Below are 23,430 nucleotides of genomic sequence, written 5' to 3' on the forward strand. Positions count from 1 at the left end.
GACTACCGCGAAAGGCCCCTGTGAAGGCGCCGGAAACCCATCCTTCCCCGAACGTTCGAATTGTCTGGAGAATCGCTCATGTCCTTGATCGAACGCCCCTTGACGCGTCGCGACCTCGCCCGAAACGGGGCGGCCGTGTCGATGGCCTGGACCCTGGCCCGAGCGTTGACGCCGATCGAGTCGGCCTCGGCGGCCCTCGTGGCGCCTCAGGACGGCGAGCGGGCGATCCTCAACCGCTTCCCGCGAATGCTCCAGGACTTCTACACGGCGAAGGTTCGCCAGCTCGAACGGCAGCGGAACCGGACCTTCCGCGAGATGCAGACCAGGGAGGATGCCGAACGTTACGTGGCCTCGGTCCGCGAGCGGATTGCCGAAAGCTTCGGCCCCTTGCCCGAGAAGACCCCGTTGAACCCGAAGGTTACCGGGGTGGTCGAGCGTGACAGCTACCGAATTGAGAATGTGATCTTCGAGAGCCGACCGGGCTTTTTCGTCACGGCCAACCTGTACGTGCCCACCAACCGAGACGGAAAGATGCCGGGAGTCGTCGGCAGTTGCGGGCACTCGGCCAACGGGAAGGCGGCCGAGGCGTATCAGAGCTTCGCTCAGGGACTGGCCCGACAAGGGTACGTCTGTCTGATCTTCGATCCGATCGGCCAGGGAGAGCGGATGCAGTACCTCGACGACGCCCTGAAGCCGAAGTACGGCGGCGGCACCCGAGAGCACCTGATCGCCGGCAATCAGCAATTCCTGACCGGCGAGTTCTTCGGCACCTGGCGCGCCTGGGACGGCATTCGTGCACTCGACTATCTGTTGACCCGAGAGGAAGTCGATCCGGAGCAGGTCGGCATCACGGGGAACTCGGGCGGCGGCACGATGTCAACCTGGCTGATCGGCCTGGAACGACGCTGGACGATGGGGGCGCCCAGTTGCTTCGTGACCAGTTTCCAGCGGAACCTCGAAAACGAGCTGCCGGCCGACACCGAGCAGTGCCCGCCGAGGGCCCTGGAACTTGGCCTGGAGCATGAGGACTTTCTGGCCGCGATGGCGCCGAAGCCGGTGATTATTCTTGCCAAAGAGCGTGACTACTTCGACGTTCGTGGATCGATCCTCGCGCACCGTCGTCTCCAGAGACTGTACGACTTGCTGGGGGCGAAGGAGAACATCGGCCTGTTCTACGGCCCAACCGAGCACGGTTACTCGCAGGAGAACCGGGAGGCGATGTACGGGTGGTTCAATAAGGTGACGGGGGTTTCCGACGGATCGAGCGAACCGGACCTGACGATCGAGGCGGACGAGACGCTTCAGTGCACGACCGATGGGCAGGTCGGCGGAGAGCTGGGCTCGAAGTCGGTCCTCGACTTCACGCGGGCGGCCGTTCAGGCACTGGCCGAGCAGCGCGGGTCGCTCGATGCCGAGGGCACGCGGAAGGCGGTCGCGGCCGCCATGAAGCTGCCGGAGCCGAGACCCTTGCCGGCGTATCGGATCATGCGGCCGATCTCGGGCCGGGATTACCCGACGTCGCACCTGGGGAACTACGGCGTGCCGACCGAGCCGGGGGTCGAGGCGATTGTCTATCGCCTGTATGACCGGTCGCACGTCTCGCGGCCGCCGGCCGACGCAAAGCGGGCGATCCTGTACGTCTCGGACAAATCGAGCGATGAGGAACTGCGCGAGGAACCGTTGATCCGTCGCCTGATCAACGCCGAGCCCGACTCGGCTGTCTACGCCTGCGACGTGCGGGGGATCGGCGAGTCGAGGCCGAACACCTGCGGGATCAACTCGTACTTCAACCCGTATGGGAACGACTACTTCTACGCGGCCCACGGCATCATGCTCGGCCGGCCGGTACCGACCCAGCGGACGCTCGACGTACTGAAGGTGCTGGAGTGGCTCAAGGGGATCGGTCATGAGGAGGTCCACCTCGTCTCCCGAGGCTGGGGGGCGATCCCCGCAACCTTCGCGGCCGTGCTGGAGAACGAGGGCTTCGTGACCCAGGTGACGCTCAAGCACGCCCTCACCTCGTTCGCCGATGTGGCCGAGGCCGAGCAGTACGACTGGCCCCTCTCGACCTTCCTGCCAGACGTGCTGACCACATTTGACCTGCCCGACTGCTACCGGGCGCTGGAGGGGAAGAATCTCCGCCTGATCGAGCCGCGCGGAGCGATGACCGAGGGCTGAGGCCCGACGACGATGACCCGACGATCGCGGGGCCGATTGCCCGGTTTCGGGCGAGCCTCGCGGTCGGAGGAACACCGAATCGTTCTTCGCTCCGAGACCGTTCGACCAAAGGGCGTCGAGTGGCAGTGGACGGACCAAGGGGCTTCGGGTGGTCCGTGCCACCCGGGCTTGCACTGGCCCAACGCCATGCCCATGATGGGGACTCTCACCGAAGGGCTTCGGGGTGCGGGGCCTGGGGATTGGGGTGGGCACCTCAAGGACTCGTTCCGTTGAGGTGCGTTAACGGGAGGCTCGACACAATGCGCGGCTCGATGGCGGCTCTTGCACTGGCGTTCGCCTGGCTCTCCGGATCCTCACATGCTCAGGAGATCACGCTTGAGTCGGTCCCTCCGGTGGTCGTCTCAACGGTTCCGAAGGCCGGATCGGGCGATGTGGACCCGGGGTTAACCGAGATCAGAGTTACCTTCAGCAAGGCGATGCAGAACGGAAGCTGGTCGTGGTCGATGATCGGGAAGGACTCATTCCCCGAGACCACCGGCGCGCCGAACTATCTGGAGGACCAACGGACGGCCGTACTGCCGGTCAAGCTGATGCCGGGCAAGACGTATGCGATCTGGCTGAACAGCCAGCAGTTCCGCAACTTCAAGGATGCCGCGGGGCAACCAGCGGTGCCCTATTTGCTGGTCTTCAAGACGAGCGAGTGAGGGAAGCGGCTTCGTGAGGCTTCAGGACATCTGAATCCAACATCGCATATTAATCCAAAGAAAACAACCGAGGAGGCGGGGGGCGATGGGCCTCGACACGGTTGAACTGGTGATGGCCGTCGAAGAGGAGTTCGGTATCTCCATCCCCGACGATGTGGCGCCGAAACTCGTTCGACTTGGCGACCTTCATGCGTTCGCGGTCGAGGCTCTTTGCGCTCGCGGAGAGTCAGTCGATCCCTCCGCGGTCTGGGAACAGGTCAAGGCGATCATGCGACGTGAGTTCGGAATCCGAGAGGGGAATCTCGTCCCCGAGGCTCACATCGTCGACGATCTGGGCTTGGACTGACGCCTTCCCACTCCCATGACCTCTGAGGTCACAATCGCACATACGACGGGTCGTGGCAGGGGTGAGGCGTTCCCAACTCGGGTTGGAGGGTGAGGCTCGGTGAGGGGAGCTGTCGGCGGGGTGGCTGTGGTCCTGTCGCCCCAGTTCTCCTGACCAGCTCAGAATCGGACTGGGGTCAAAATGACCCCAGCCACACCACCGAAAGGTGAAACCGAACACAAACATCTCACGTTGTGTTTCGGAGTTCGAAAGATCAGGGATTGACGGGGAGGTAACGCTCGAACCAGGAGAGCATTTCATCCTTCATTTCGGGAAGGTACTCGTGGCCGGTCTCGGTGTAGACGATGCTGCGAAAATGATCGGGGGCACCGAGAAGAGTGTAGATTTGCGAGAGCTTGGATTCGAGGGTCTCGACTCCATCGAGGGGGGCGCCCGGGTCCTCGTCGCCGGAGAGCTGGAGCATGGGGCGGGGGGCGACGAGGGCGTAGATGGCCTCGGTGTCGAAGTGGTTGAGCAGGCCGGGGACGAAGTAGTAGATGCCGTGCTTGCGGAGGTCGCCGTGGGAGAGGAGTTCGGAATAGCGGGTGAAGCAGGCGACGCCGACGAGGGCGTCGATGCGGTCGTCGATGGCGGCGAGCCACCAGGCGCGGGTGCATCCCATGCTCATGCCGGTGGCGCCGATGCGGTCGGGGTCGATCTCGGGGCGGGTCTGGAGGTAGTCGAGCAGGCATTGCTCGTCGCGGAGCATCATGCCCCACAGAGTGCGGCCTTGCCAGAGGTGGAGCTTGAACAGGCTGTGCTCCTGGCCAAGCTTTGAATCATTCTCGCCGCCGGGGCCGAGGCCGATCCGATCGCCGTTGAAGTAGGCGTCGATGGCGGCGACGACGTACCCCTTGCGGGCGAGCATCGGGCCGACGTACTGGCCGTGATCTTCAATCGTGCAGATGCTTTCCTTTGAGCTGCCGTGGCCGTGCAGGCCGACGATCGCCGGAGCGGGGCCTTTCAGGTTGTCGGGGATCAGGAGGATGCCGGGAACGATCATATCCACACCGTTGTGGAACTGAAAACGTTCGAGGGTGTAGCCGTCGTGCTGCTCGCGCGAGACGACCTCGACGGCCGCCGGATCGGGCCGGGGCGGGAGGTCGCCGAGCAGATCGAGCAAGGTGGAGCGTACGGCGTCGCGGCCCTCGGATTGCCACTGGTCGGCGTCGGTCGGCAGGGGCCACTCGGGTAACTTCATCGCACGGAAAGTTTCGGGAACGACGGCCCAGGGCTCGCCGGAAGGGGTGCCCCCCTTGCTCGATTTCGGGGTGACGCGCTCCTGGGCCGTCGCAGTGGGCGCGACGGAGAAGGCGAGCACGGCAAGGCAGGCGAGGACGGGGGAGGATTGCATGGGGAGTGCCTCGAATCGGGTTGGTCGGGCTTCGTGAGGGGTGAGTGGCGGGTTTCGCGTCAGAGTCGCATGACGATGCGTGTGATCTTGAACCACCAAAGAGGCCACCCGAGTTCCGCGCCGTTGCGTCTGCCCACGACCTCGAAGTCGAAGACGTGGGCAGCGTGCGCGGCCTGCAGGTTACTGGAGGGGGAGGGTAATCTCGTGTTGCTGGCCGTCGCGGAGGAGGGTGATGGGGGCGGTGTCGCCGGGGCGGGAATGCTGAACGGTGTGAGCCAGCAGGGAGGACTCGGAGAGGCGATCGGTGAGCCCGTTGAACGAGGTGATGATGTCGCCGGCCTGGATGCCGGAGCGCTTGGCGGTGGCGTGCTCGCCGTACTCGCCGACGCGGCGGACGCGGAGGGCGAGGGTGTCGGCGGGGAGGCCGGCGGCGGCCCGGTCGGCGTCGGAAAGGTCGTCGAGGACCATGCCGCCAAGGGCCATGCGACGGAGTTCCCAGGAGGTGACACGCCAGGAGATGTTGCCGCGGCGCCAGCCTTCGGGAAGGTCGAGGGTCAGGTCGAGGGCCTCGCCATCGCGGAGGATCTGGGCGGGCAGTTGGGCGGAGGCGGGGGTGTTGTGCAGGACCCACTGGAGATCGGCAATGGAAAGGAGCGGTTGGCCGTCGAGGCGGGTGAGGGCGTCGCCCACGCGGAGGCCGGCGCGGTCGGCGATGGAGTCGGCGGCGAGGGCTTCGATGGTGGCGATCTCGGTCGGGTCAAGCTTCAGGCCGAGGACGGCGGGGTCGGGATAGGGATAGAGAACCTCGTCAGGGATCGGCTCGCCGGCGGTGCGGAAGACCAGGCGCTCGGCCTCGCGGACCTGGTGGCAGTGCATGCAACTGCGGGCGACCTCGCCCGCGTAGTCGAGGCGGCTGTCGTACCGGCCGGCGAGGCTGGGGTAATCGCGGGGGGTGGCGTAGCGGGCCTGGCGATCCTGGACCTGCTTCCCGGCGAGCGACGCCTTGACGGCGGGGTAATCCTCGTGCATCTCCAGGGCGGCTTCCATGGCCTTGCGGAGGCCGGAGAGGGAAATGTCTTCCTCTTCAGGACGTTCGGATCGGGTGCCGTAGCGGCCGTAGATGGTAGAATCGGGGTTCATCAAAATGACGGCGAACGACTGGTCGAAGTCGAACTGGAAGCGGGTCAGGTCGATGTCGTTCGCCTGGACGATCCGGACGCAGACGAAGCGATCGAGCAGGTCTCGGATGATCGGGTCGCGGCGGGCGACGTCGTCGTCGAACTCCTGGCAGGCTTCACAGGGAATGCAGCGGAAGACGACCATCAAGGGTTTGCCCGACTCCCGAGCGGCCTCGATGCCGGCGTCGAGGTCGTTGTAGATCCAGTCGTCCGACGTTTCGAACGCCTCGCGGTCGTTGCGGACCTTGGTATTGCGGTCCTGGGCCAAGGCCAGGGAGGGCAGAACGAGAATCGAGAGGAGCAAGACGAGGGCGGGTCGCATGGGTAAGCATCCTCTGAATGGGTGACGGGCGAAAATCAAGAAAGTGAACGCATCTTCATTCGCAACTTCAGAGGAACGAGCCTCAGCCGGAGGAGGTTTGCTGGATGACGCCGCGCTTGAGGGACTGGAGCATGACGCGGCCGGGGCCGGTGAGGCGGGTCATGAAGAAGCCTTCGCCGCCGAAAAGGATCTTGGCGCAGCCGCCGACCCCCTGGATGTCGTAGTCGATGGAGTCGGAGAAGGCGGCGAGGTTACCGGAGCTGACGAGCAGACGCTCGCCGCGGGCAAGTTCGCGGTCGTCGAAGTCGCCGCTGCCGTGGATCAGGACGTGGCCGGACCCGGAGATCTTTTGCAGGAACAGGCCCGCGCCGCCGAAGAAGGCGGCACCGGCGCGTCGGGCAATGGTGACGGTGATGTCGATCTGATCGCCCCAGGCAGCGAGGAAGGAGCCTCGGGTGGCGATGATCGGGCCATGAGCAAGATCCCAGATGCCGATGCGACCGGGGGAATTGGCCGCGAGCAGGACGGTGCCGGGGCGGTCGGCTTCGAGGTAGGTCAACGAGAGCCCCTCGCCGGCCAGCGACCGCTTGACCGCGCCTCCGATGCCCCCCGGCACGCGGAGCCGCCAGCGGATGCCGTCGGTGTAGGCCATGATCGACCCCTTGCTGGCCCAGACGACATCGCCGGGGGTCAACTCAAGCTGGGCGCGCTGGGCGATGTCGCCGAGGATCGTCAAGGGGACCGGGCCGAGCTCCCTGCGGATCGGTTCGGGGCCGTCGGCGTCGGTCAGGTCGAAGGGATCGGCGGAATCGTACGGGTCCGAATCGGGATCGTGAGCCATTGGGAATGCGCCTCGGGGTGGTGAGGTGCGAAGCAAAGCATGGGCGACGCAAAAAAGAGAGCGGCGCCGTTCGGCCGAAGGGGCGGAGCGGGTCCGGATCGGAGGGGGAACCAAGTTCCTGCCTCCCCTCGGAATCCACGCTCAAAAGCGATCGCCATGATGGAAGGGGGCCGATCGAGCGTCAAGGGGCCGGAAGGCCGAGCAGATGGGAGCGTTGAGCCCTGCGGGGGAACGGGGATGTTCCGGGGAGATGGGGAAGAGACCAAGGCGAACGATGACGGGGGAAGGAGGGCGGGAATCGGCGGGTGGGGGCCAAGACGCAATCGGGACAGCCGGAGGTCGGCTGTCCCGAAGGAGTCCATCGCACGGTGATGGCTGGCGGTGGTCAGAAGTCGGTCGAGCCGGTTTCTTCCACGCCTCGGGTTTGCAGCGAGGCGATCCAGAAGATGGCAGCGCCTCCCGCAGCAATCAGGGCGAGGACAATCCAGACATCGGTCGAGGCCATCGGAACGAGGGGAGAGGCGACCACGAAGAAGACGATCGTCAGGAGGGTCAAGATCGTGGCGACGATCATGTTTTGCTTGAAGTTCATCGGAAAATCTCCCTCAGAAAACGGTCTTGCATCGCGTTCCGGCGGCGTTGTCGGAATGCGAGCTTCGGGGAGGATCATGATGCGAATTTCGGGCCGCATCGGAGCCCACATTTCGTGATTCCGGTCGTCATTCCGATATTGATGTCTCGCGGAAACCTGGGCCGCCCGGCGTCGATCGTGACCATCCCGATGGGCCTTTTGAACAGCGGATCGGGCCGATCCCGAAGGCGGAGGGGCGGAGGTCGAAGAGGTTTTAGGAAGATTGCCTCGTCTGAGGTGCGTCGTTTCTTGGTCGGATGTCATCACGTCATGACTCAGGACGTGATCCCAACCTTGCGGAACAGACTCGGCAATCACCCGGGCCTGGCTGACGGAGGTTGACACCTTCGGTCGGCCTCTCTAGAGTTTACCGTTGGGCTCCGACGCGCCGAAAGTCTGTAACGCCCGTCTTGATCGCGTCGCCCGTCGCATCGTGGGCGCAAGGGATTGCGACCATCCGAACGAGCCGCCCTCGACCCGATCCGCTTGCCACAGCGAGACGGCCCGATGCAGGATCGAACTCCAGAACCTCTGAAACCTGAAGCGTCGCCGTCGGCGACCGGAAGTTGGCCGGCCGGACCGCCTCCTGAGGAGGAAGGGATCGGGGCCGAACTGTCGGTCGACGAGACGCCCACCGTGCGCCGAGCCCCCTCTGGGTCGGGCTCGGGCTCGGGATTGGCGATGGGATCGGGCTCGGGACTGGCGATGGGGTCGGGGTCTCGGCTGGTGGTCGGCTCCGGCTCGGGGGGCGGGCTGGGACGGGGGCCGATGGAAGTGGGCCTGCCGTCGAACGGCGATCGGCTCGACTCGTTCGAGATCCAGCAGGCGATCGGCGTGGGAGGCATGGGGGCGGTCTTCCGGGCGCTCGACGTGCGGCTCGATCGGTTCGTGGCGCTCAAGGTGTTGCCGCCGGGGCAATCGCACGAGGCGGAGAACGTCCGCCGATTTTATCAGGAAGGCCGGGCGGCGGCGCGGCTCGATCACGAGAACATCGCCCGGGTGTTCACGATCGGGCAAGACAAATCGCTTCATTACATTGCATTTGAATATATTGACGGCACGACAATTCGCCAGCGGGTCGAGCAGCGCGGGCCGTTGCCGGTTGCTGAGGCGATTAACTTCACGCTCCAGATTGCCGGGGCCCTGGTGCATGCCTCGGAACGCGGGGTGGTGCACCGAGACATCAAGCCGTCGAACATCATCGTCACGCCGCAAGGACGGGCGAAGCTGGTCGATATGGGCCTGGCCCGCCGCTTCGAACGCGAAGGGGCCGACGAGGGCCTGACCCAGAGCAACATGACACTCGGGACGTTCGACTACATCAGCCCCGAGCAGGCCCGCGACCCGCGTTCGGTTGACGTGCGGAGCGACCTGTATTCGCTCGGATGTACGATGTATCACATGCTCACCGGACAGCCGCCGTTTCCGGGGGGCACGGTATTGCAGAAGCTGCTCAGTCACCGGGAAGAACCGGCGCCGGATGTTCGGGGTTTGAATCCGTCGGTGCCGGCAGACCTGGCGACGATCATCCTGAAATTAATGGCGAAAGATGCGGATCGCCGCTACCAGACACCGGAGCAACTGGTTCGGGATCTGCTGACGCTGGCCGGGGCTCTGGGCTTGCGGTCGATCAGCCCCGAGGGCCTGGTTTGGATGAGCGCCGCGCCGCGGGCTCCGGGATGGGAACGGCACCTGATCTGGGGATTGCCGACGGGGGTCTTGCTGCTGGTGGTGGGGGTCTTAATCTGGGTCGGGCGAGAGCCCCCATCGAGCCCGAGCCTTCCGATGACGCCGGATGAGCTGATGAACTCGGTCGCGTCGTCGTCTCTGACGCCCTCGGAGCCGTTAGCGACCGAGCCTGCCCGGCGATCGACCCCAACGCCGACCCGTCCGGAGGGGGGAACGCCCTCGGAGCCCTCGGCCCCGGATCGCTCACCCGTGGCACCGAGCCGCATGGACGAGGCGACCGGCCCGGCGCGTCAGGTGGCCGAAACGCGGGAGCGGCGGGTTCGATCGGATGAAGACCTGCGGATGGTGCTTCGGTCTGAGCCCCCCGGATCGACGATCGTGCTGGCCGACGACGGCCCGTACCGGCTGGCTCCGGCGGGTGAGCAGGAGCCCCCGATTCGGGCCGAGGTGACGATTCGGGCCGCCGACGGCGCCCGGCCGGTCGTCGAGCTGGCGGCGAGCGATGGGTTTTCGTCCGGCTCGCGGCCCTTGCTGCATTTTGTGGGCGGTCGAGTGACGATCGAGGGCCTGACGTTCCAGCTCGGGTCGGGGAGCGTCTCGACCGGCGCGGCCATCCAGGCCGAGGGGACCGCCTTGACCCTGAGCCGGTGTTTTTTCCGAGGCTCGGGTCAGCCGGCAGCCCTGGAATTGATCGGGCCGAGTCCTGCGGCGCTGAACAGCGGCGCTCCGGTGCCGGCGGCGATGCCCGTGGTGCTCGAAACCTGCACGATCGCCGGCGGAACGGTGGGGATCTCGTCGAAGGGTCTGATGACGCTCGGCCTGCGCGACTGCCTGGTCGCCGCCCGGGGACCGGCCATCTGGTTCAACAACGCTCCGGCCAGCCCGAATGCCTTCTCGTTCGATTTCGGGACCGAGGTCGAGCCGGTGACGCAGATCAGCCAGCCCGTGCCGGCCCGCCTGATGCTCGATCACGTAAGCATGCTGGCCGGTGCCGATCCGATTCTCCGATTTGCCGCGACGACGGCTCGGGTCGAGGTGTCGGACTGCCTTTTTGCCCCGACTCAGGAGCTCGACCGCTTTGCGGCCGGGCCGCCGACCCTGGTGGCGATCGACGACCCCGACCGCCTGAACTGGATGGGGTTCGGGAATCTGTACGCCCGGATCGGGATTTTTCTCTGGCCGATGAGCGACCCCAAGAGCCGACCTCGCGTTTTCGAGTTCGACACCTGGGCCCGAGGGGCCTCGACCGCCGAGGCACGATCGCGGTTCACGACCGAGCATGTGTGGGCCGAATCGGACCCGGTGGCCTCCTTGATGCAAGGCATGCCGGCCTCGCAGGCGTTTCGCCCGACAGTGGCAGGGGTCTTCCCCTCCGACCGGGATCGGCCGGGCCTGGGATCGACGCTGGTGGGGGCGCGTCGGAGTCTCTCCGGCGCAATCGAGCCGGTCTTGCCGGCAAGTGCTCCGGTCACGGCCTCAACCAATCCCCCCAACCCGGCCCGGATCACGGGATTTGACACCGACCCGATGACCCCTGGTCCGATGGTCCTGATGCCCGACGATCCCGACGAGCCGCCCCGGGTTGCGGAATCGCCCCGCCGGCGACCGCGGCCGATGGAGCCGGTTGAAGGGGAAGCGCCGCCGCTGAGTCTGCCCCTGTTCGGACCTCCAGAACGCCCCACCTCGGACGCCGAGGAGCGCGCCGAGGCAGCACGGGTGGCCGACGTTCCCGATCCACCGTTGCCTCGAACCGACCAGGACGAGCAGGAGGATGCGATCCGGGACGTGGGGAAGACCGAGAACCCGTCAGACGAACCGATCATCCGGACGGCGTCGCAATTCCTCGACGGTCTGGGTCGCCTTGGTCCCAAGGGGGGGGTGCTGCGGCTTGCCTCCGATGCGCAAATCGACCTGCCGGGGGGAACTCGATCGGGCTCGGGGATTGTGGAGATCGTGGCCGAGCCGGGGCCTGAACGGCCGGTGCTTCGGCTCCGATCGGCGGACCCGGGAGCAGCGGGCCCGGAGGGCTGGTCGTTTCTGATGCGGGTGGTTCCTCAAGGGGAGTTGCAGCTTCGGGGCATCGACCTGGTGGTTGATCGTGAATCGGTGACGGGGTCGAACCTGAGCCCTCGGGCGGCCTTCGGGGTGGAGCCCGACGCCACGCTCGAACTGGTGGATTGCTCAGTCACGATCGACGGCCCGGACAGCGCGGCCGTGGTGCGTCTGCTCGCCGACGAACCGGCCGATGGGCCGATGGACCCCGGCTTCGTCCGAATGCCAAGCACCCTGCCCTTGCCAGTCGAGGATCTGGCCTTTCCCGCCAATCTTCGGATTGTCGATAGTTTGATCCGAAGCGCGGGGAATCTGATTGATGTGGCTCCGTATGCACAGCTTGACGAGCTTCAGCTTTCGAACGTCGTGGCCTCAAGCGGCGGCAGCCTGGTGGTCGGCCACGGGCGATCGCCGGGCCTGGGAATCGACGAGGAAGACGAGACGCGGCTGGCCGTGTCGCTGCGGCGGGCGACGGTGGTCGCCCGAGGGGGGGTTGTCCGGCTCTCCAGCTCGGCCGATCAGCCGGTGCTGCCTCGGGTGGAGATCACGGCCCGGCAATCGATTCTCGCAACCGGCCCCGACGGCGGAGCCCTGTTCCGGGTCGAGGGCCAGGGGGGGCTTGAGGATCTGAGCGACCGCATCCGGATTGTGGAAAGCCGGGAGGTCGCCTATCACCGGATCGACGAGTATCGACGCGACCAGACCGCGCAGCCCGGAACGCTGCCGGTGGTGCTCGATCGCGACGAGTGGACCCTTTCGCTGGGTCGGACGGAGGCCGATGCCCGTCATGGCGACATTGGTTTCCTCTCTCGACTGGGGCCGGAGCGTGACCCTCAAGCGCTCGAGCCCGACGATGTTCGCCTCGCCTCCGACAGCCCGGCCGCCGAGCTTGGTCCCGACCTCGATCGGATTCCCGATCCGCCGGCCCCCCCGGCCAACACGTCCCGGACACCGAGCGCGGAAGTGATCGAGCGGCTTCGGCGGGCCTTCCCGAGCTTCCCCTGACGCTCGGCCCGAGCAAGGGCCGAGGCATCCGGGTTCTCGCGGTCGGCTTCGCCCACATCCCGGGGTATCGAGACACCAGGCCAGGTGAACCGTGACTCTCGCCGACGACCAGGACAGGCGACCTCAGGGGTTCAACACCCGCCGACTGGTCGTGGGCCTGATGGCCGTGCCCGTCCTCTTCGGCCTGCTGATGTTCCTGCCCGCAGGAACCTGGGCGTGGCGGAAGGGGTGGCTGTTCGTCCTGGTCGTCCTGACATCGTGGGTCGCTGTCTTCCTGACCCTCTGGCGGGTCAACCCTGAGGTACTCATCGCCCGGAGCCGACCACAGGAGGGGGCGAAGCGATGGGACAGGATCCTCGTCGGGTACTTCCTCTTCCCGGCCATCGGAGCCATCCTCCCCGTGGCGGCGCTCGACGACGCCCGGTTCCATTGGTCCCCGGTCCCGTGGTGGGTCTGCGGGATCGGCTACCTCCTCTTTCTGTCGGGGATGGCCCTGACAACCTGGGCAGAAGCCGTGAACATGTTTTTCGAGGTCCATGTCCGCATTCAACGTGATCGGGGGCACGTCGTCATCGACAGCGGCCCCTACGCGCTGGTGCGTCACCCCGGATACGTGGGCGGCTGCCTCTTTACGGCGGGGATGGCCCTCGCATTAGGCTCGCTCTGGGCACTGATCCCTGCCGGTGTGGCGTCGTTGCTGCTCGTCCTGCGGACGCAGTGGGAAGACCAGGCCCTGCAAGCCGAGTTGCCCGGGTATGATGCCTATACCAGGCGGGTACGCTACAAGCTGATCCCGGGCGTCTGGTAGCGGTTCCGCTGAGAGAGGGGTGCAGGCACCGCAAAGACACGGAGCCGGCCCCCCTCGACTGACACGCGAAACGGACGCAAGAACCGATTTAGAAGAAGGTCAACAGGGTATCCTGGATCAGGACGAAGACCATCAGGGCGAGGAGGAAGAAGATGCCGAGGTAGGTCGGCAGGGCCTGCCAGGAGTCGGGCAAGGGGCGGCCTCGGACGGCCTCGCCGATGAGGAAGACCATCCGGCCGCCGTCGAGCGGGGGGATGGGAAGGAAGTTGACCACAGCGAGGTTGATGCTGATGAAGCCGATGAAGTAAAGGAACTCGATGAAGTTCACCCCGGCGAAATCGTACATCGCCTTGGCGATTCGGATCGGCCCGGAGAGTCCCTTGGTGCCGACCTGCCCTTCGGCCAGACGCTGCAAGAGGGTGTAAAACGAGGTGATGACGCCGAGCGTTTCGGTTCCGGCGCGCTGGAAGGCCTCGGAGACGCTCAGCGGAGGGATGGGGGCCACGTCGATCTGCAATTGCAGGCCGCGAGCGGGGAAGAACCAGTCGTCGACCGGCTCGGGAGTGACCGCCACCGGCTGGTCACGGCCGGCGACGGTCAGCTCGATCGACTGGGCCGGGTAGCGCTGGGCCCAGTCGAAGGCGTAGACCCAGGAGTTGCCGGGTCCGAACGTCAGTTCCTCGACGCGGGCCTCGGTTTCCTCATCCTGCGCCTTCCAGGTGAAGCGAAGGCCGGTGAGTTCGTCGCCGGGCTTCAAGCCGGCCCGAGCGGCCGGGGAATCGTCGGCGACGGCGACAATCGTCGGCTCGACGCGGAAGACCAGGCCGAGGGTGTCGATGTTCAAGGGGGAGTCGGGCGAGATGGCCGACGACCAGGACTCACCCTCAACCGGCTCGACGGTGAGATTGAGTTCCTCCTCGTCGCGGAGGACGGTCAGCTCGATCGATTCACCGACGCGATCAGCGGCCATCGAAGGCAATCGCATGGGATCGAAGTCGCGGTCGCCGTTGAAGGCGACGATCACGTCGCCTGGCTCCAGGCCCGCCTGCTCGGCCGGGGAGCTGGCCCGAAGGGCGGTGATGGGGCCGGTCTGGAGCCGCATGCCGAAATCCACGAAGCGAACCGGCGGGAGGATGATCGTCTCCCGACCCGAGGTGGATGCGTCGGCGGGCTCGGCGTCGGTGTCGGTGTCGGCTTCCGCGGACGAACCGGAACCGCGCTCGACGACGATCCGGACGGGTTGATCGCGGTATTGATCGAGGAGACGCTCCAGCTCGTAAGGGGTACGAAGGTCTTGCAACTCGCCATCGACGGGGCCGGCCTGCACGATCCGATCGCCAGGGGCGAACTGGCCTTCGGGCTCCCCGACCATGCCCGGAGGGGCGAGGAAGGGATCTTGCTGGAACAGCTCCAGCGACCGGGGTAAGGCGACCCGGATCTTGGGGACTTCTTCCAGGGCGTCGCGCTCGGGGCGGATTGGCAGCTCAATCGGCTCGGCCTCGCCGGGACGATCGACAACGAAGCGGAGGACCTGATCCGGCCCGCTGTGGATGACGATCCGATTGAGATCCTCGAAGGTGACGCGCTCGCCGTCAATCGACTGCACGACGTCTCCGGTCTTCAACCCGGCCCGGTAGGCGGGACCGCCGGCCCCGACGCCGCCGACGATCGCCGGGGCCTGCAATCGACCGCCGACCATGTAGACAATGGCGAAGCAGGCGATGCCGAGCAGGACGTTCATGACCACGCCGGCCGAGATGATCGCCATGCGGGCCCAGACCGATTTGTTGAAGAAGGCGCCGGGATGATTGGCCAGCGAGGGCTCGATGTTCGAGCGGGGCTGGCCCTCGGCGTCGGTCTCGCTCTCGGTTTCGGGAGGGGGTTCGGTCTGCCCCTCATCTTCCCCGAGCATATGAACATATCCGCCAAGCGGCACGGAGCCGAGGACGTAATCGGTTTCCTTGTAGCGAAAGAGCCGGACCAGGCGGGGTGGGAACCCGATGGAGAAGGTTTTGACGTAAACGCCGTTCCACTTCGCCAGGAGGAAGTGGCCCAGTTCGTGCCAGAAGATGACGAAGGAGATGCCCAGGATCGCCTTGATGACGGTCCAGACAAAGATCAAGGTATCCAACGCGCGACCTCCTGACGGGCCCAGGCATCGACCCGCTCCAACGTCTGGAGCGAGGGCCGTGGGTCATAGTCGTGATGCTCCAGCGCCGCCCGACAGGCGCGAGGAATGTCGAGAAAGGCGAGTGTGCCGTCGAGGAAGCGGCTGACGGCCGCCTCGTTCGCCGCGTTCAAGGCCGCGCCGGCAGTGCCGCCGCGTCGCATGACCTCGAATCCGAGTTCCAGGCAGGGGAACGTCTCACGGTCGGGGGGTTCAAAGTGCAGGTCCCACGATCGGGTCAAGTCGAGGCGCGGGCTGGGGCCTTCGACCCGGTCGGGGTAGTTCAGGGCGTACTGGATCGGCAGCTTCATATCGGGCGGCGAAAGCTGGGCGATCACGCTACCGTCGACGAACTCGACCATCGAGTGCACGATGCTTTCGGGATGAACGACGACCTCAATCTGATCAGGAGTCAGATCAAAGAGCCAGCGGGCCTCGATAACCTCAAGAGCCTTGTTCATCAAGGTGGCCGAGTCGATCGTGATCTTCGGTCCCATCTTCCAGGTCGGATGGTTGAGGGCCTGTTCGCGGGTCACGCCTTCGAGGTCTCGGCGCGTCTTGCCGCGGAAGGGGCCGCCGGAGGAGGTGAGGATGACGCGGCGGACCTCTCGGGGGGTGCCGGATCGCAAGCACTGGAAAATGGCCGAGTGTTCGCTATCGACCGGCAACAGCGGGGCGTTGCGCTCGCGGGCCAGCTCGGTGATGAGCGAGCCGCCGACGACCAGGGTTTCCTTGTTCGCCAGGGCGACGGCCTTGCCGGCCTCCAGGGCCGCCCAGGTGCTTTCGAGCCCGGCGGCGCCTACGATCGCCGAGACGACCGTATCGACCTCGGGTTGCTGGACCATGCGGACGAGCCCATCTCGGCCGGTCCAGAGTTCCGTGTCGGTCCCGCGAAGCTGGCCATCGACCTGGGCCGCCGAGGCGGGGTCGGTCAGGGCGACCCATCGCGGGCGGTGGCGCTGGGCCTGTTCGATCAGGCGTTGCCAACTCGAATGCGCGGCCAGGCCGGCGGCGCGGAGACGACGCCCCTCGTCGTGCTCCAGCACGTCGAGCGTGCTGCGGCCGATCGATCCGGTCGAGCCCAGGATGACGATGTTTTTCGGATCGGCCATCGGCGCCGCTCTGCTGTCCCGGATTGCGCCCGGGGCAACGGGCCCCGTGTCACGTCAGTTCCGACTCGCCTTGCCTTGCCTCGACGCAACCAACGCCTTGGCTTCCGGCTAGGGATTGTAGGTAATTGTGCCCCGAACCGACAAGCCGAGCCCGAGAGGGGCCTGGATCTGGTCCGACGCGTGATCCCGAGTCGTGGCTTATTCTCCGCCGCCGCCACCGCCACCATCACCGCCGCCACCATCACCGCCGCCACCATCACCGTCACCTCCCCAGCCGCCGCTGTCGCCGCCACTACTTCTGCCTCCTCGGGGATGGGGATTGACGAACATGATTATTCCCACAAAGGCCGCCCCGGCGAGCGTGTAGCCGAGGGTCGTCAGGATTGAGGAGCCTCCGGAAGCCTCCCCCGTCGCCTCCCTGGAGGCGAGGAGCCCGAAGAACGCACCAAACACGGCGCCGCCGATCGCCTGCTGAATGCGGAAGCGAAGGATGGCTTCCGGAGTGTCCAGGGCAGCGGGTCGAGTGCGACGTTCCGAGAGCGCCGGAACCGTCCATTGCTTCACGTCGAATCGCATCCGGCAGGACGGGCAGGTGATGGCATCCCCCTTGAAGTCATCACGGACCGATCCCTCCTGACTGCAAGTCGGACACATGACCTTGATGGGCATGATTGTTGTGCTCCTGTCGGCTTCCGAACCCCCCAACGCAGAGAACAGGAGACCATCCTGCGAGTTCGGCTTACACAGGAAGGACGGTCGTGTTGCTGGGGTGTTCGCCCTCGGCCGAGGGATCTTGGCCCGAGGGTCGGCGACGGAGGGAAGCCCGATCGAGGCGATTCGGTTCAGCCCTGCTCGGGGTGGGCGAGGGTCAGCTCGGTTTCGGCCGTCGGGGCGAGGCTGTCGGCGAGGGAGACGATCTCGCGGTGGGAAAGCGGGGGGATACCGAAGCCGAAGTGGACAAAGGCCGAGCGGACGAGCCGCTGCGCGATCAAGCCCTGACCGATCGTACCGATGTGCCGACCGTCGGCCAGAAACAGGTGTCCGGTGCCGTTCCCCGTCACCAGGCGATCGAGGCGGCGGCCCCCGACGGTGACGAAGCGGGGCAAGATGGTTTCGGCCACGCGGGCCTCGAACTCCAGATCCGCCAGACCGACGCGAGCTTCTCGGCGGACGATGGCGCGGAGCGAGGCATTGAAGCGACGCAAGGCGACGGAGAGGGCATCGAGCCGCTGAGGGTCGATCGTTCCATTGGCCAGGCCCAGACGGATTTCGGGCAAGCCGCGCAGGCCGGGGACCGTGGCCAGGACGACTCGGACCGAGGGAGACGCGTCGAGCAAGGTGGAGACAATGGTGTTCAGGTTGGCCGAAGCCTGTCGGCCAACCTCGGTGGCGTCGAGCCAGGGGCGGTCGGCGTCGGTCGCCTCAATGAAATCGTTCCCGCCGAGAAAGACGAAGGCCAGATCAACCAGCCCCTCGCCGATTTGCTCGGCCAGGCCGGTGTGCTGGCCGGCGACCAGGGCGTCGTCGGAGGTCGCGCCGCTCTGAGCCCAGTTGTAGGCAAAGCCTCGGTGGCGAGGGGGACCGAGGTCGTCGAGCGAAAAGGGGCCGAAATTTAGCGATCGCGTCAGGGCGAGAATTTCGACCCAGCTCAGGGCGGTGGCGCGGTCGGGTTCGTAAAACCGATACTCGTCGGTGTAACTATCGCCCACGGCCCCAACGCCCAGAGGGAGCATCGACGCCTTGCGCACGAGGCCCGGCATGGCCGCCACCGCGACATTCATCGAGAGCGATCGGACCAGGGCCCACATGACGCAAACTCCAGGATGCAATCAACTTGGGTGCGAATCGTGTGCGTGAACCGTCGGTGCGGACTCACCAGGCGTCGATCAGGAAAACGGCTCAAATGGCAGCAAGGCGTTGCACCTTCCGTGCCCGTCCCGATCAAGGTGTGCCGACGCAAGCCACGGACCGGCCGTCCGGGCAGTTCGCTCAAGCATAGCTGACAATTCCACGGCTCGCGGTGCGAGAGAGGCATCACGCGGAATCGACGCAGCGCGAATTACCGTCAGGATTTCCCTCATCGGCACAGTCCGAGGCGATTCGGGATGCTTGTGATTGCCGGAGAGCAGCCGTAAGCTCGACGGGGCGAGGAGCCCGCCGGTCATGGAGTCCGGGGACGGGACCTCTCGGTCGAGCTTGCCCCTCCAGAGAGGGAAGGATCGCGATTCAATGGATGACGTCTTGCGTCGGTGTGTCGCGTGGAGCGGTCTGATCGTGCTGATGGGTGCCGCCGTCGTGGGGATCGGATCCCCCGAGGCCCGAGGCCAGGATCCGGTGCGGTTGGCCGAGTATTACGGCTTTCTTCCTCTGGAAATTTACAAGCTCGACTCAAGGATCAGCGGCGTGGTGGTGGCCGATCTCGACGGCGACGGCCAGGACGACATCGCCGTGGCCAACAACGCCCGCAGCCGGATCGACCTGCTGCTGACCACCGAAGGCCCCTCGGACGAGGACGGCGCCTTCGGCTTCGGCGTGAATCGGTTGACCAGCACCCAGCGTATGCGGATCAAAAGCATTCCGGTGAACCAGGAGGTGGTCAGCCTCCAGGCCGGCGACCTCGACGGCGACGGCAAGATCGACCTGGCCTTCTACGGCAAGCCGTCCGATCTGACCGTCCTGTCCAATCTGGGGGATGCCCGGTTCGGCCGACCGCGACGCGTGCCGACCGGCCCAGCCGCCGAGAGCGGCTCGGCCCTGACGCTGGGCGACCTGAACCAGGATGGTCGGCTCGACCTGGCGCTGATGACCTCGCAGGAAATCATCACGATTCTCCAGCAACCCGACGGCTCGCTCGGGCGGCCCGATCGGCTGCCGCACACGGCGCCGAGGCCGGGCGTGTTGAAGCTGGTGGACCTCGACGGCGACGGCGGCGACGACCTCGCCTTGCTCTCCGGCGGAGACGAGTACCCCATTCGGGTCCGGTTTTCGAGGCCCGGCGGGCGGCTCGGCCCGGAGGAGCGGTTCGAGATTGGGCAGTCGCGGGCGGTCGCGTACGGGGATCTTGACGGCAAACCCGGCGCGGAGGTGCTGACGATCGAATCGCAGACCGGCCGGGCCGTGGCGCATACGCTCCGAAACGGTCCGTCGGAGGACGAAGAGCGTCGAGGACGCCTGATCGTTCACCCATTGCCCCCCGGCACAACCCGCAACCGGGCCCTGGCCGTGGGCGACCTCGACGGTGACGATCGGCCCGACGTGGTTGTGAGTGATCCGACAAACGCCCAGGTTTTCGTCGTGCTCCAGGACGATCCGGATTCGGGGCTCGGCTCGGTCTCGACCTATCCGAGCCTGGTCGGCGGCTCGTCGCTTCGGATGGCGGACCTCGACGGTGATGGTCACGACGAGCTGTTCGTCCTGTCGGAACAGGAGAAGCAGATCGGCATGAGCCGCATGGTCGACGGCCGACTGAGCTTCCCGACCCCCCTGCCCGTCTTCGGCGGCGATCCGATCGGCCTGAGCCTCGGCGACCTCGACGGCGACGGCCAACCCAATTTGGTATACGTGGCCCGCGAAAAAGTCGAGGGTAAGGACCAGTTCACGCTCCGGGCGCTCAAACGGACCGAGGCGGGAGACCTGATCCCCCTGGCCTGGGGAAAGACCGACGCCGTGCCGGTCGAAGGGCTCACCGGGCCTCCCCGAGACATTCGAATGGTGGATGTGAACCAGGACGGCTCGCTCGACATTCTGATCTTCGACCCCTACGCCCCCCCTGCTCTGTTGCTCGGTCAAGGGGCCGACGCCGCGCCGATTCGGAGTGAGAGCCGCCCCGGCCCCCTGGCCGGAGTGGCCCCCAGCGCGCTGACGGTTTCGACCCTCGACGACGAGGAGGCCATTCTGGTGGCCCAGGGAACCTTCGCCCGAAGCATTGCGCTGGACGACGGGGGCCAGTGGGAGGTCCGCGAGCAGTTCAACTCGGGGCGGACGACCGCGCAGCTTCAGGCCGCCGCGGCGATCGACCTGGATGGGCAGGGAGACCGGGAAATCGTGATGCTCGATCGAACGTCCAAGTCGCTTTTGATTCTGGAAAGCCCGGACGACGGAGCAACCTACCGCCTGGGCGCGACCTTGCCGGTGGGCACGATCGACTTCCTCGGCCTGCACACCGGAGACTTCGACGGCGACGGCAAGGACGACCTCTTGATTGGCGGCACCGACAAGTTCGCCGTGGTCTTGACCGGCGAGGGGGGGCGTCGGCTGGAGCAAATCGCCAGCTTCGCCACCGAACGCCAGGACAGCCGATTGGCCGACCTGATCACCGGCGACCTGAACGCCGACGGTATTCCCGACGTGCTGGTGACCGACACGATTAATCACTACATCGACATCCTCCCGTTCCTCGATGGTAAACTAACCTCCGGCCTCGCGTTCCAGGTCTTCGAGCAGAAGTCGTTCCGGAACCTCGACGACCTGATCGAGCCCCGAGAGATGGCGCTCGGCGACGTGGACGGCGATGACCGGACCGATCTCGTCTTGCTCGTTCACGACCGGATTCTGGTGTATCGCCAGGATTCTGGCGAAGCTCCCGAACCGGCGCCGATTGCCAACGCCGATGCGGACGGGGCAGACGGTGCGGACGAAGCCCCGGTCGAAGCGGCCGGAACTGGCTCTGGCGGTCCGGCCGAAGCGCCGGAATGATTCGCGGATTGCCGCTCGGCGCTGCTGCTCCCGAGGCTTCGGTACGCGAAATGCGTCTCAAGGACTCGAAGAAACCCTACAATGGTTCTGGATGGCAGCGCCTTTGCCGGCCCGTTGGCGATCGCCTTCACGCGACGATCGGGCCGGTCACCTCATGGAGCGGCAACGATGGGTACTCTCAATCGAATCATCCTGCGAAGTCTTGGCGTGGGCCTCGTGATCGTGGGGCTTTCGGCCGGCGACGCGATGGCCCAGTACGGGCCGAGGGCCAATCCGATCACCGGGCTTCGCACCGGAATGCGTTATCAACCGGCCCTGGCGTCTCCGTTTGCCACCACTCGGGTCGGCGGGTTCGGGACGTCGGTGGGCCTGTCGCGCTATGGCGGGTTCTACGGCTCGAACTTCGGGCCGGGATTCGGCGTCAATCGCTACGCGTCTCGGAGCTTCCGATCAGGCTGGGGCCTGGGCGGATTCGGCATTGGCGGCCTGGGCGTGCGGAGTGTCGGCTACGGTCTGCCGGTGGCGACCTCGTTCTCGTTGAACATCGGCGGGGGCGGTTATCCGGGCTATGGGTACGGGGCCTGGGGCCTCGGATACCCGACCTACGGGGTCAGCTACGGCTACGGCTCGCCCTGGGTGTATGGGAGGTATCCGTACGGCACGGTCGGCGTGCGACAGATCACCTACGGCACGTCGTATCCGTATGGTTGGATCGGCTACAGCGGCTTCCCATATAGCTATGGCTACGGCTACGGTGGCGGCTACTTCGGCTATTGAGCCGTGGTCAGCTCGCGCCCATCCTTGAGCGCCTCACACGGGACCGTCAGCCTCGGCCGGCGGTCTTGATGCTTTTTCACGAGCGACCATCATGAATGATGTGCTTCGGATTCTCCGTCGCACCCGACGGCGAACCAGAGGCACCGGAGACGCTCGCCCCGAGCCAAACCCGTTCATGATAACCCCCACGCATGAGTTTCCGAGAGCGATGACCTGAACCCGGCAGGCGGGTTTCGCCGGGGGATCGGCACGGTATGATGGTCGCTCTCGGGGGAACGGCCCGCCGGGCGGAGGGTGTTGAGAAGAATCGGCCTCGGGCGGATCGGATCGAAGGGTGACGGGCATGGCCGCCGGACAGATTCGGATCGGGATTGTCGGGGCCGGGCAGATCACCCAGAAGCGGCACCTGCCAGGCTTCCAGGCGATCCCGGGCGTGAAGGTGGTGGGGGTGTGCAACCGGCGTCGCGAGTCGTCGGCGCGGGTGGCTCGGGAGTGGGACATCCCGAAGATTTATGAATCGTGGGAAAGCCTGGTCGAGGACGACGCGATTGATGCCGTCGTCATCGGCACCTGGCCCTATTTGCATTGCCCGATCACCCTGGCGGCGCTCGACGCGGGCAAGCACGTCTTGACCCAGGCCCGCATGGCGATGAACGCCCGGGAAGCGCAGCGAATGCTCGACCGCTCGCGCGAGGCGAGGCACCTGGCGGCGATGATCGTGCCCAGCCCGCTCGGCCTGGCGGGGGATCGGTTCGTGAAACGCCTGATCGACGGTGGCCTTCTCGGGTCGCTCCGCGAGGTGCACGTGCACGGGCTTTCTGATCAGTGGGCCAGCCGCACGACGCCCTTGCACTGGCGACAGATCACGAGGTACTCAGGCTTTAACATGCTCAATCTCGGGATCTTGCACGAGACCGCCCTGCGCTGGACGCCCCCGCCGGTGCAAGTGCTGGCCCGAGCCGCGATCACGATTCCCGCCCGGACCGACCCGGAAACGGGCAAGAAGGCCCGCGTCGGCTCTCCCGACTCGGTCCAGGTCTTCACGACGCACGAGGACGAGTCGATCGGGGTTTATCGCCTCAGCGGCGTGGTGCGGCACAACCTGGGGACGTCGATCGAGCTGTACGGCTCTCGCGGAACGATCCTCTATGACCTGGAGACGGACACGATCCAGGTCGGGCGTTTGAACCAACCGCTTCGCCCCGTGGCCATCCCCGAAGCCGAGCGCGGCGCCTGGCAGGTCGAAGCCGACTTCATCGCCGCGATCCGAGGCGAACGCCCCGTCACCCGCACCGACTTCCTCACCGGCGCCCGCTACATGCAGTTCACCGAGGCCGTCGCCCGCAGCTCCCGCAGTCAGGGGCCGGTCAACCTGCCCTTGAGCGAGTTCTCCAGCCCGGATGAATGAGGGGGGGCGTGTCGATCCCAGGCAAGGGCTCGGCCGTCTCCTGCCCGACCAGGTGCGGGCAGATCCCGTGTGAGTTGGGGGCGATCAGCGGGCCTCTTTGGTACGGATTGAGAGGTTCCACTCA

At 66.1% G+C, this 23,430-nt stretch carries 15 protein-coding genes and 1 pseudogene; 8 read left to right on the forward strand and 8 right to left on the reverse strand.

Annotated features, from left to right (window positions below; translation table 11 throughout):
* Positions 1-78: 78 nt before the first annotated feature.
* The 3 genes and pseudogenes from GA615_RS21470 to GA615_RS21480 all read left to right on the forward strand — a co-directional run.
* A complete protein-coding gene (locus tag GA615_RS21470; RefSeq protein WP_201750273.1) occupies positions 79-2,178 on the forward strand; it encodes an alpha/beta hydrolase family protein in 2,100 nt (699 codons plus the stop codon).
* A gap of 299 nt (positions 2,179-2,477) precedes the next feature.
* On the forward strand, positions 2,478-2,882 hold the full coding sequence (locus tag GA615_RS21475; protein WP_152053377.1) for an Ig-like domain-containing protein: 405 nt from the start codon (positions 2,478-2,480) through the stop codon (positions 2,880-2,882).
* A gap of 79 nt (positions 2,883-2,961) precedes the next feature.
* Positions 2,962-3,090, forward strand: a pseudogene (locus GA615_RS21480) (acyl carrier protein); the annotation flags it as partial.
* 391 nt (positions 3,091-3,481) lie between these two features.
* Here the strand turns inward: GA615_RS21480 and GA615_RS21485 are convergent.
* The 4 genes from GA615_RS21485 to GA615_RS21500 all read right to left on the reverse strand — a co-directional run bounded on the left by GA615_RS21485 (position 3,482) and on the right by GA615_RS21500 (position 7,554).
* Positions 3,482-4,621 (reverse strand): alpha/beta hydrolase, encoded by a 1,140-nt coding sequence (locus GA615_RS21485; RefSeq protein WP_152053378.1) that lies wholly within the window; start codon positions 4,619-4,621, stop codon positions 3,482-3,484.
* A 180-nt stretch (positions 4,622-4,801) separates the two neighbouring features.
* Positions 4,802-6,121 (reverse strand): Trx7/PDZ domain-containing (seleno)protein, encoded by a 1,320-nt coding sequence (locus tag GA615_RS21490; protein ID WP_152053379.1) that lies wholly within the window; start codon positions 6,119-6,121, stop codon positions 4,802-4,804.
* A gap of 82 nt (positions 6,122-6,203) precedes the next feature.
* Positions 6,204-6,962 (reverse strand): AIM24 family protein, encoded by a 759-nt coding sequence (locus tag GA615_RS21495; RefSeq protein WP_152053380.1) that lies wholly within the window; start codon positions 6,960-6,962, stop codon positions 6,204-6,206.
* Between the two features lie 385 nt (positions 6,963-7,347).
* Complete coding sequence (locus tag GA615_RS21500; RefSeq protein ID WP_152053381.1) at positions 7,348-7,554, reverse strand: hypothetical protein; 207 nt, start codon at positions 7,552-7,554, stop codon at positions 7,348-7,350.
* Between the two features lie 546 nt (positions 7,555-8,100).
* Here GA615_RS21500 and GA615_RS21505 point away from each other — a divergent pair.
* Together GA615_RS21505 and GA615_RS21510 are read left to right on the forward strand one after the other, a co-directional pair.
* Positions 8,101-12,339 carry a serine/threonine-protein kinase gene (locus GA615_RS21505; RefSeq protein WP_152053382.1) on the forward strand — a complete coding sequence of 1,413 codons (4,239 nt, stop codon included), beginning with the start codon at positions 8,101-8,103 and terminating at the stop codon, positions 12,337-12,339.
* A gap of 91 nt (positions 12,340-12,430) precedes the next feature.
* Positions 12,431-13,147, forward strand: a complete 717-nt coding sequence (locus GA615_RS21510) for a methyltransferase family protein (RefSeq protein ID WP_201750274.1) — start codon at positions 12,431-12,433, stop codon at positions 13,145-13,147.
* Between the two features lie 88 nt (positions 13,148-13,235).
* Here GA615_RS21510 and GA615_RS21515 read toward each other — a convergent pair whose 3' ends face one another.
* The 4 genes from GA615_RS21515 to GA615_RS21525 all read right to left on the reverse strand — a co-directional run bounded on the left by GA615_RS21515 (position 13,236) and on the right by GA615_RS21525 (position 18,234).
* Entirely contained in the window at positions 13,236-15,278 is a 2,043-nt protein-coding gene (locus GA615_RS21515) for a site-2 protease family protein (protein WP_161602477.1), read from the reverse strand.
* A complete protein-coding gene (locus tag GA615_RS21520) occupies positions 15,266-16,426 on the reverse strand; it encodes a 1-deoxy-D-xylulose-5-phosphate reductoisomerase (RefSeq protein WP_152053384.1) in 1,161 nt (386 codons plus the stop codon). The genes GA615_RS21515 and GA615_RS21520 overlap by 13 nt, the downstream gene beginning before the upstream one ends.
* A gap of 198 nt (positions 16,427-16,624) precedes the next feature.
* Positions 16,625-17,095 carry a hypothetical protein gene (locus GA615_RS27915; RefSeq protein WP_201750275.1) on the reverse strand — a complete coding sequence of 157 codons (471 nt, stop codon included), beginning with the start codon at positions 17,093-17,095 and terminating at the stop codon, positions 16,625-16,627.
* A gap of 173 nt (positions 17,096-17,268) precedes the next feature.
* A complete protein-coding gene (locus GA615_RS21525) occupies positions 17,269-18,234 on the reverse strand; it encodes a GDSL-type esterase/lipase family protein (protein ID WP_152053385.1) in 966 nt (321 codons plus the stop codon).
* Positions 18,235-18,655: 421 nt separating this feature from the next.
* Here GA615_RS21525 and GA615_RS21530 point away from each other — a divergent pair, with 421 nt between their 5' ends.
* The 3 genes from GA615_RS21530 to GA615_RS21540 all read left to right on the forward strand — a co-directional run bounded on the left by GA615_RS21530 (position 18,656) and on the right by GA615_RS21540 (position 23,306).
* Positions 18,656-21,121 (forward strand): FG-GAP repeat domain-containing protein, encoded by a 2,466-nt coding sequence (locus GA615_RS21530; protein WP_235905601.1) that lies wholly within the window; start codon positions 18,656-18,658, stop codon positions 21,119-21,121.
* A gap of 168 nt (positions 21,122-21,289) precedes the next feature.
* Positions 21,290-21,898 (forward strand): hypothetical protein, encoded by a 609-nt coding sequence (locus GA615_RS21535; protein WP_152053386.1) that lies wholly within the window; start codon positions 21,290-21,292, stop codon positions 21,896-21,898.
* Between the two features lie 343 nt (positions 21,899-22,241).
* The gene (locus GA615_RS21540) at positions 22,242-23,306 is read left to right on the forward strand and encodes a Gfo/Idh/MocA family protein (protein ID WP_152053387.1); all 1,065 of its coding nucleotides are present in this window, start codon (positions 22,242-22,244) and stop codon (positions 23,304-23,306) included.
* The last annotated feature ends 124 nt before the right edge of the window (positions 23,307-23,430 follow it).

The sequence above is a fragment of the Tautonia marina genome, assembly GCF_009177065.1.
In the GTDB taxonomy this organism is placed as follows: domain Bacteria; phylum Planctomycetota; class Planctomycetia; order Isosphaerales; family Isosphaeraceae; genus Tautonia; species Tautonia marina.

What these genes read in the sequence shown, in the direction of transcription:
- GA615_RS21470 (WP_201750273.1), top strand. Translation starts at nt 79, where the DNA reads ATGTCCTTGATCGAACGCCCCTTGACGCGTCGCGACCTCGCCCGAAAC.
- GA615_RS21475 (WP_152053377.1), top strand. Translation starts at nt 2,478, where the DNA reads ATGCGCGGCTCGATGGCGGCTCTTGCACTGGCGTTCGCCTGGCTCTCC.
- GA615_RS21485 (WP_152053378.1), bottom strand. Translation starts at nt 4,621, where the DNA reads ATGCAATCCTCCCCCGTCCTCGCCTGCCTTGCCGTGCTCGCCTTCTCC.
- GA615_RS21490 (WP_152053379.1), bottom strand. Translation starts at nt 6,121, where the DNA reads ATGCGACCCGCCCTCGTCTTGCTCCTCTCGATTCTCGTTCTGCCCTCC.
- GA615_RS21495 (WP_152053380.1), bottom strand. Translation starts at nt 6,962, where the DNA reads ATGGCTCACGATCCCGATTCGGACCCGTACGATTCCGCCGATCCCTTC.
- GA615_RS21500 (WP_152053381.1), bottom strand. Translation starts at nt 7,554, where the DNA reads ATGAACTTCAAGCAAAACATGATCGTCGCCACGATCTTGACCCTCCTG.
- GA615_RS21505 (WP_152053382.1), top strand. Translation starts at nt 8,101, where the DNA reads ATGCAGGATCGAACTCCAGAACCTCTGAAACCTGAAGCGTCGCCGTCG.
- GA615_RS21520 (WP_152053384.1), bottom strand. Translation starts at nt 16,426, where the DNA reads ATGGCCGATCCGAAAAACATCGTCATCCTGGGCTCGACCGGATCGATC.
- GA615_RS27915 (WP_201750275.1), bottom strand. Translation starts at nt 17,095, where the DNA reads ATGCCCATCAAGGTCATGTGTCCGACTTGCAGTCAGGAGGGATCGGTC.
- GA615_RS21525 (WP_152053385.1), bottom strand. Translation starts at nt 18,234, where the DNA reads ATGTGGGCCCTGGTCCGATCGCTCTCGATGAATGTCGCGGTGGCGGCC.
- GA615_RS21530 (WP_235905601.1), top strand. Translation starts at nt 18,656, where the DNA reads ATGGATGACGTCTTGCGTCGGTGTGTCGCGTGGAGCGGTCTGATCGTG.
- GA615_RS21535 (WP_152053386.1), top strand. Translation starts at nt 21,290, where the DNA reads ATGGGTACTCTCAATCGAATCATCCTGCGAAGTCTTGGCGTGGGCCTC.
- GA615_RS21540 (WP_152053387.1), top strand. Translation starts at nt 22,242, where the DNA reads ATGGCCGCCGGACAGATTCGGATCGGGATTGTCGGGGCCGGGCAGATC.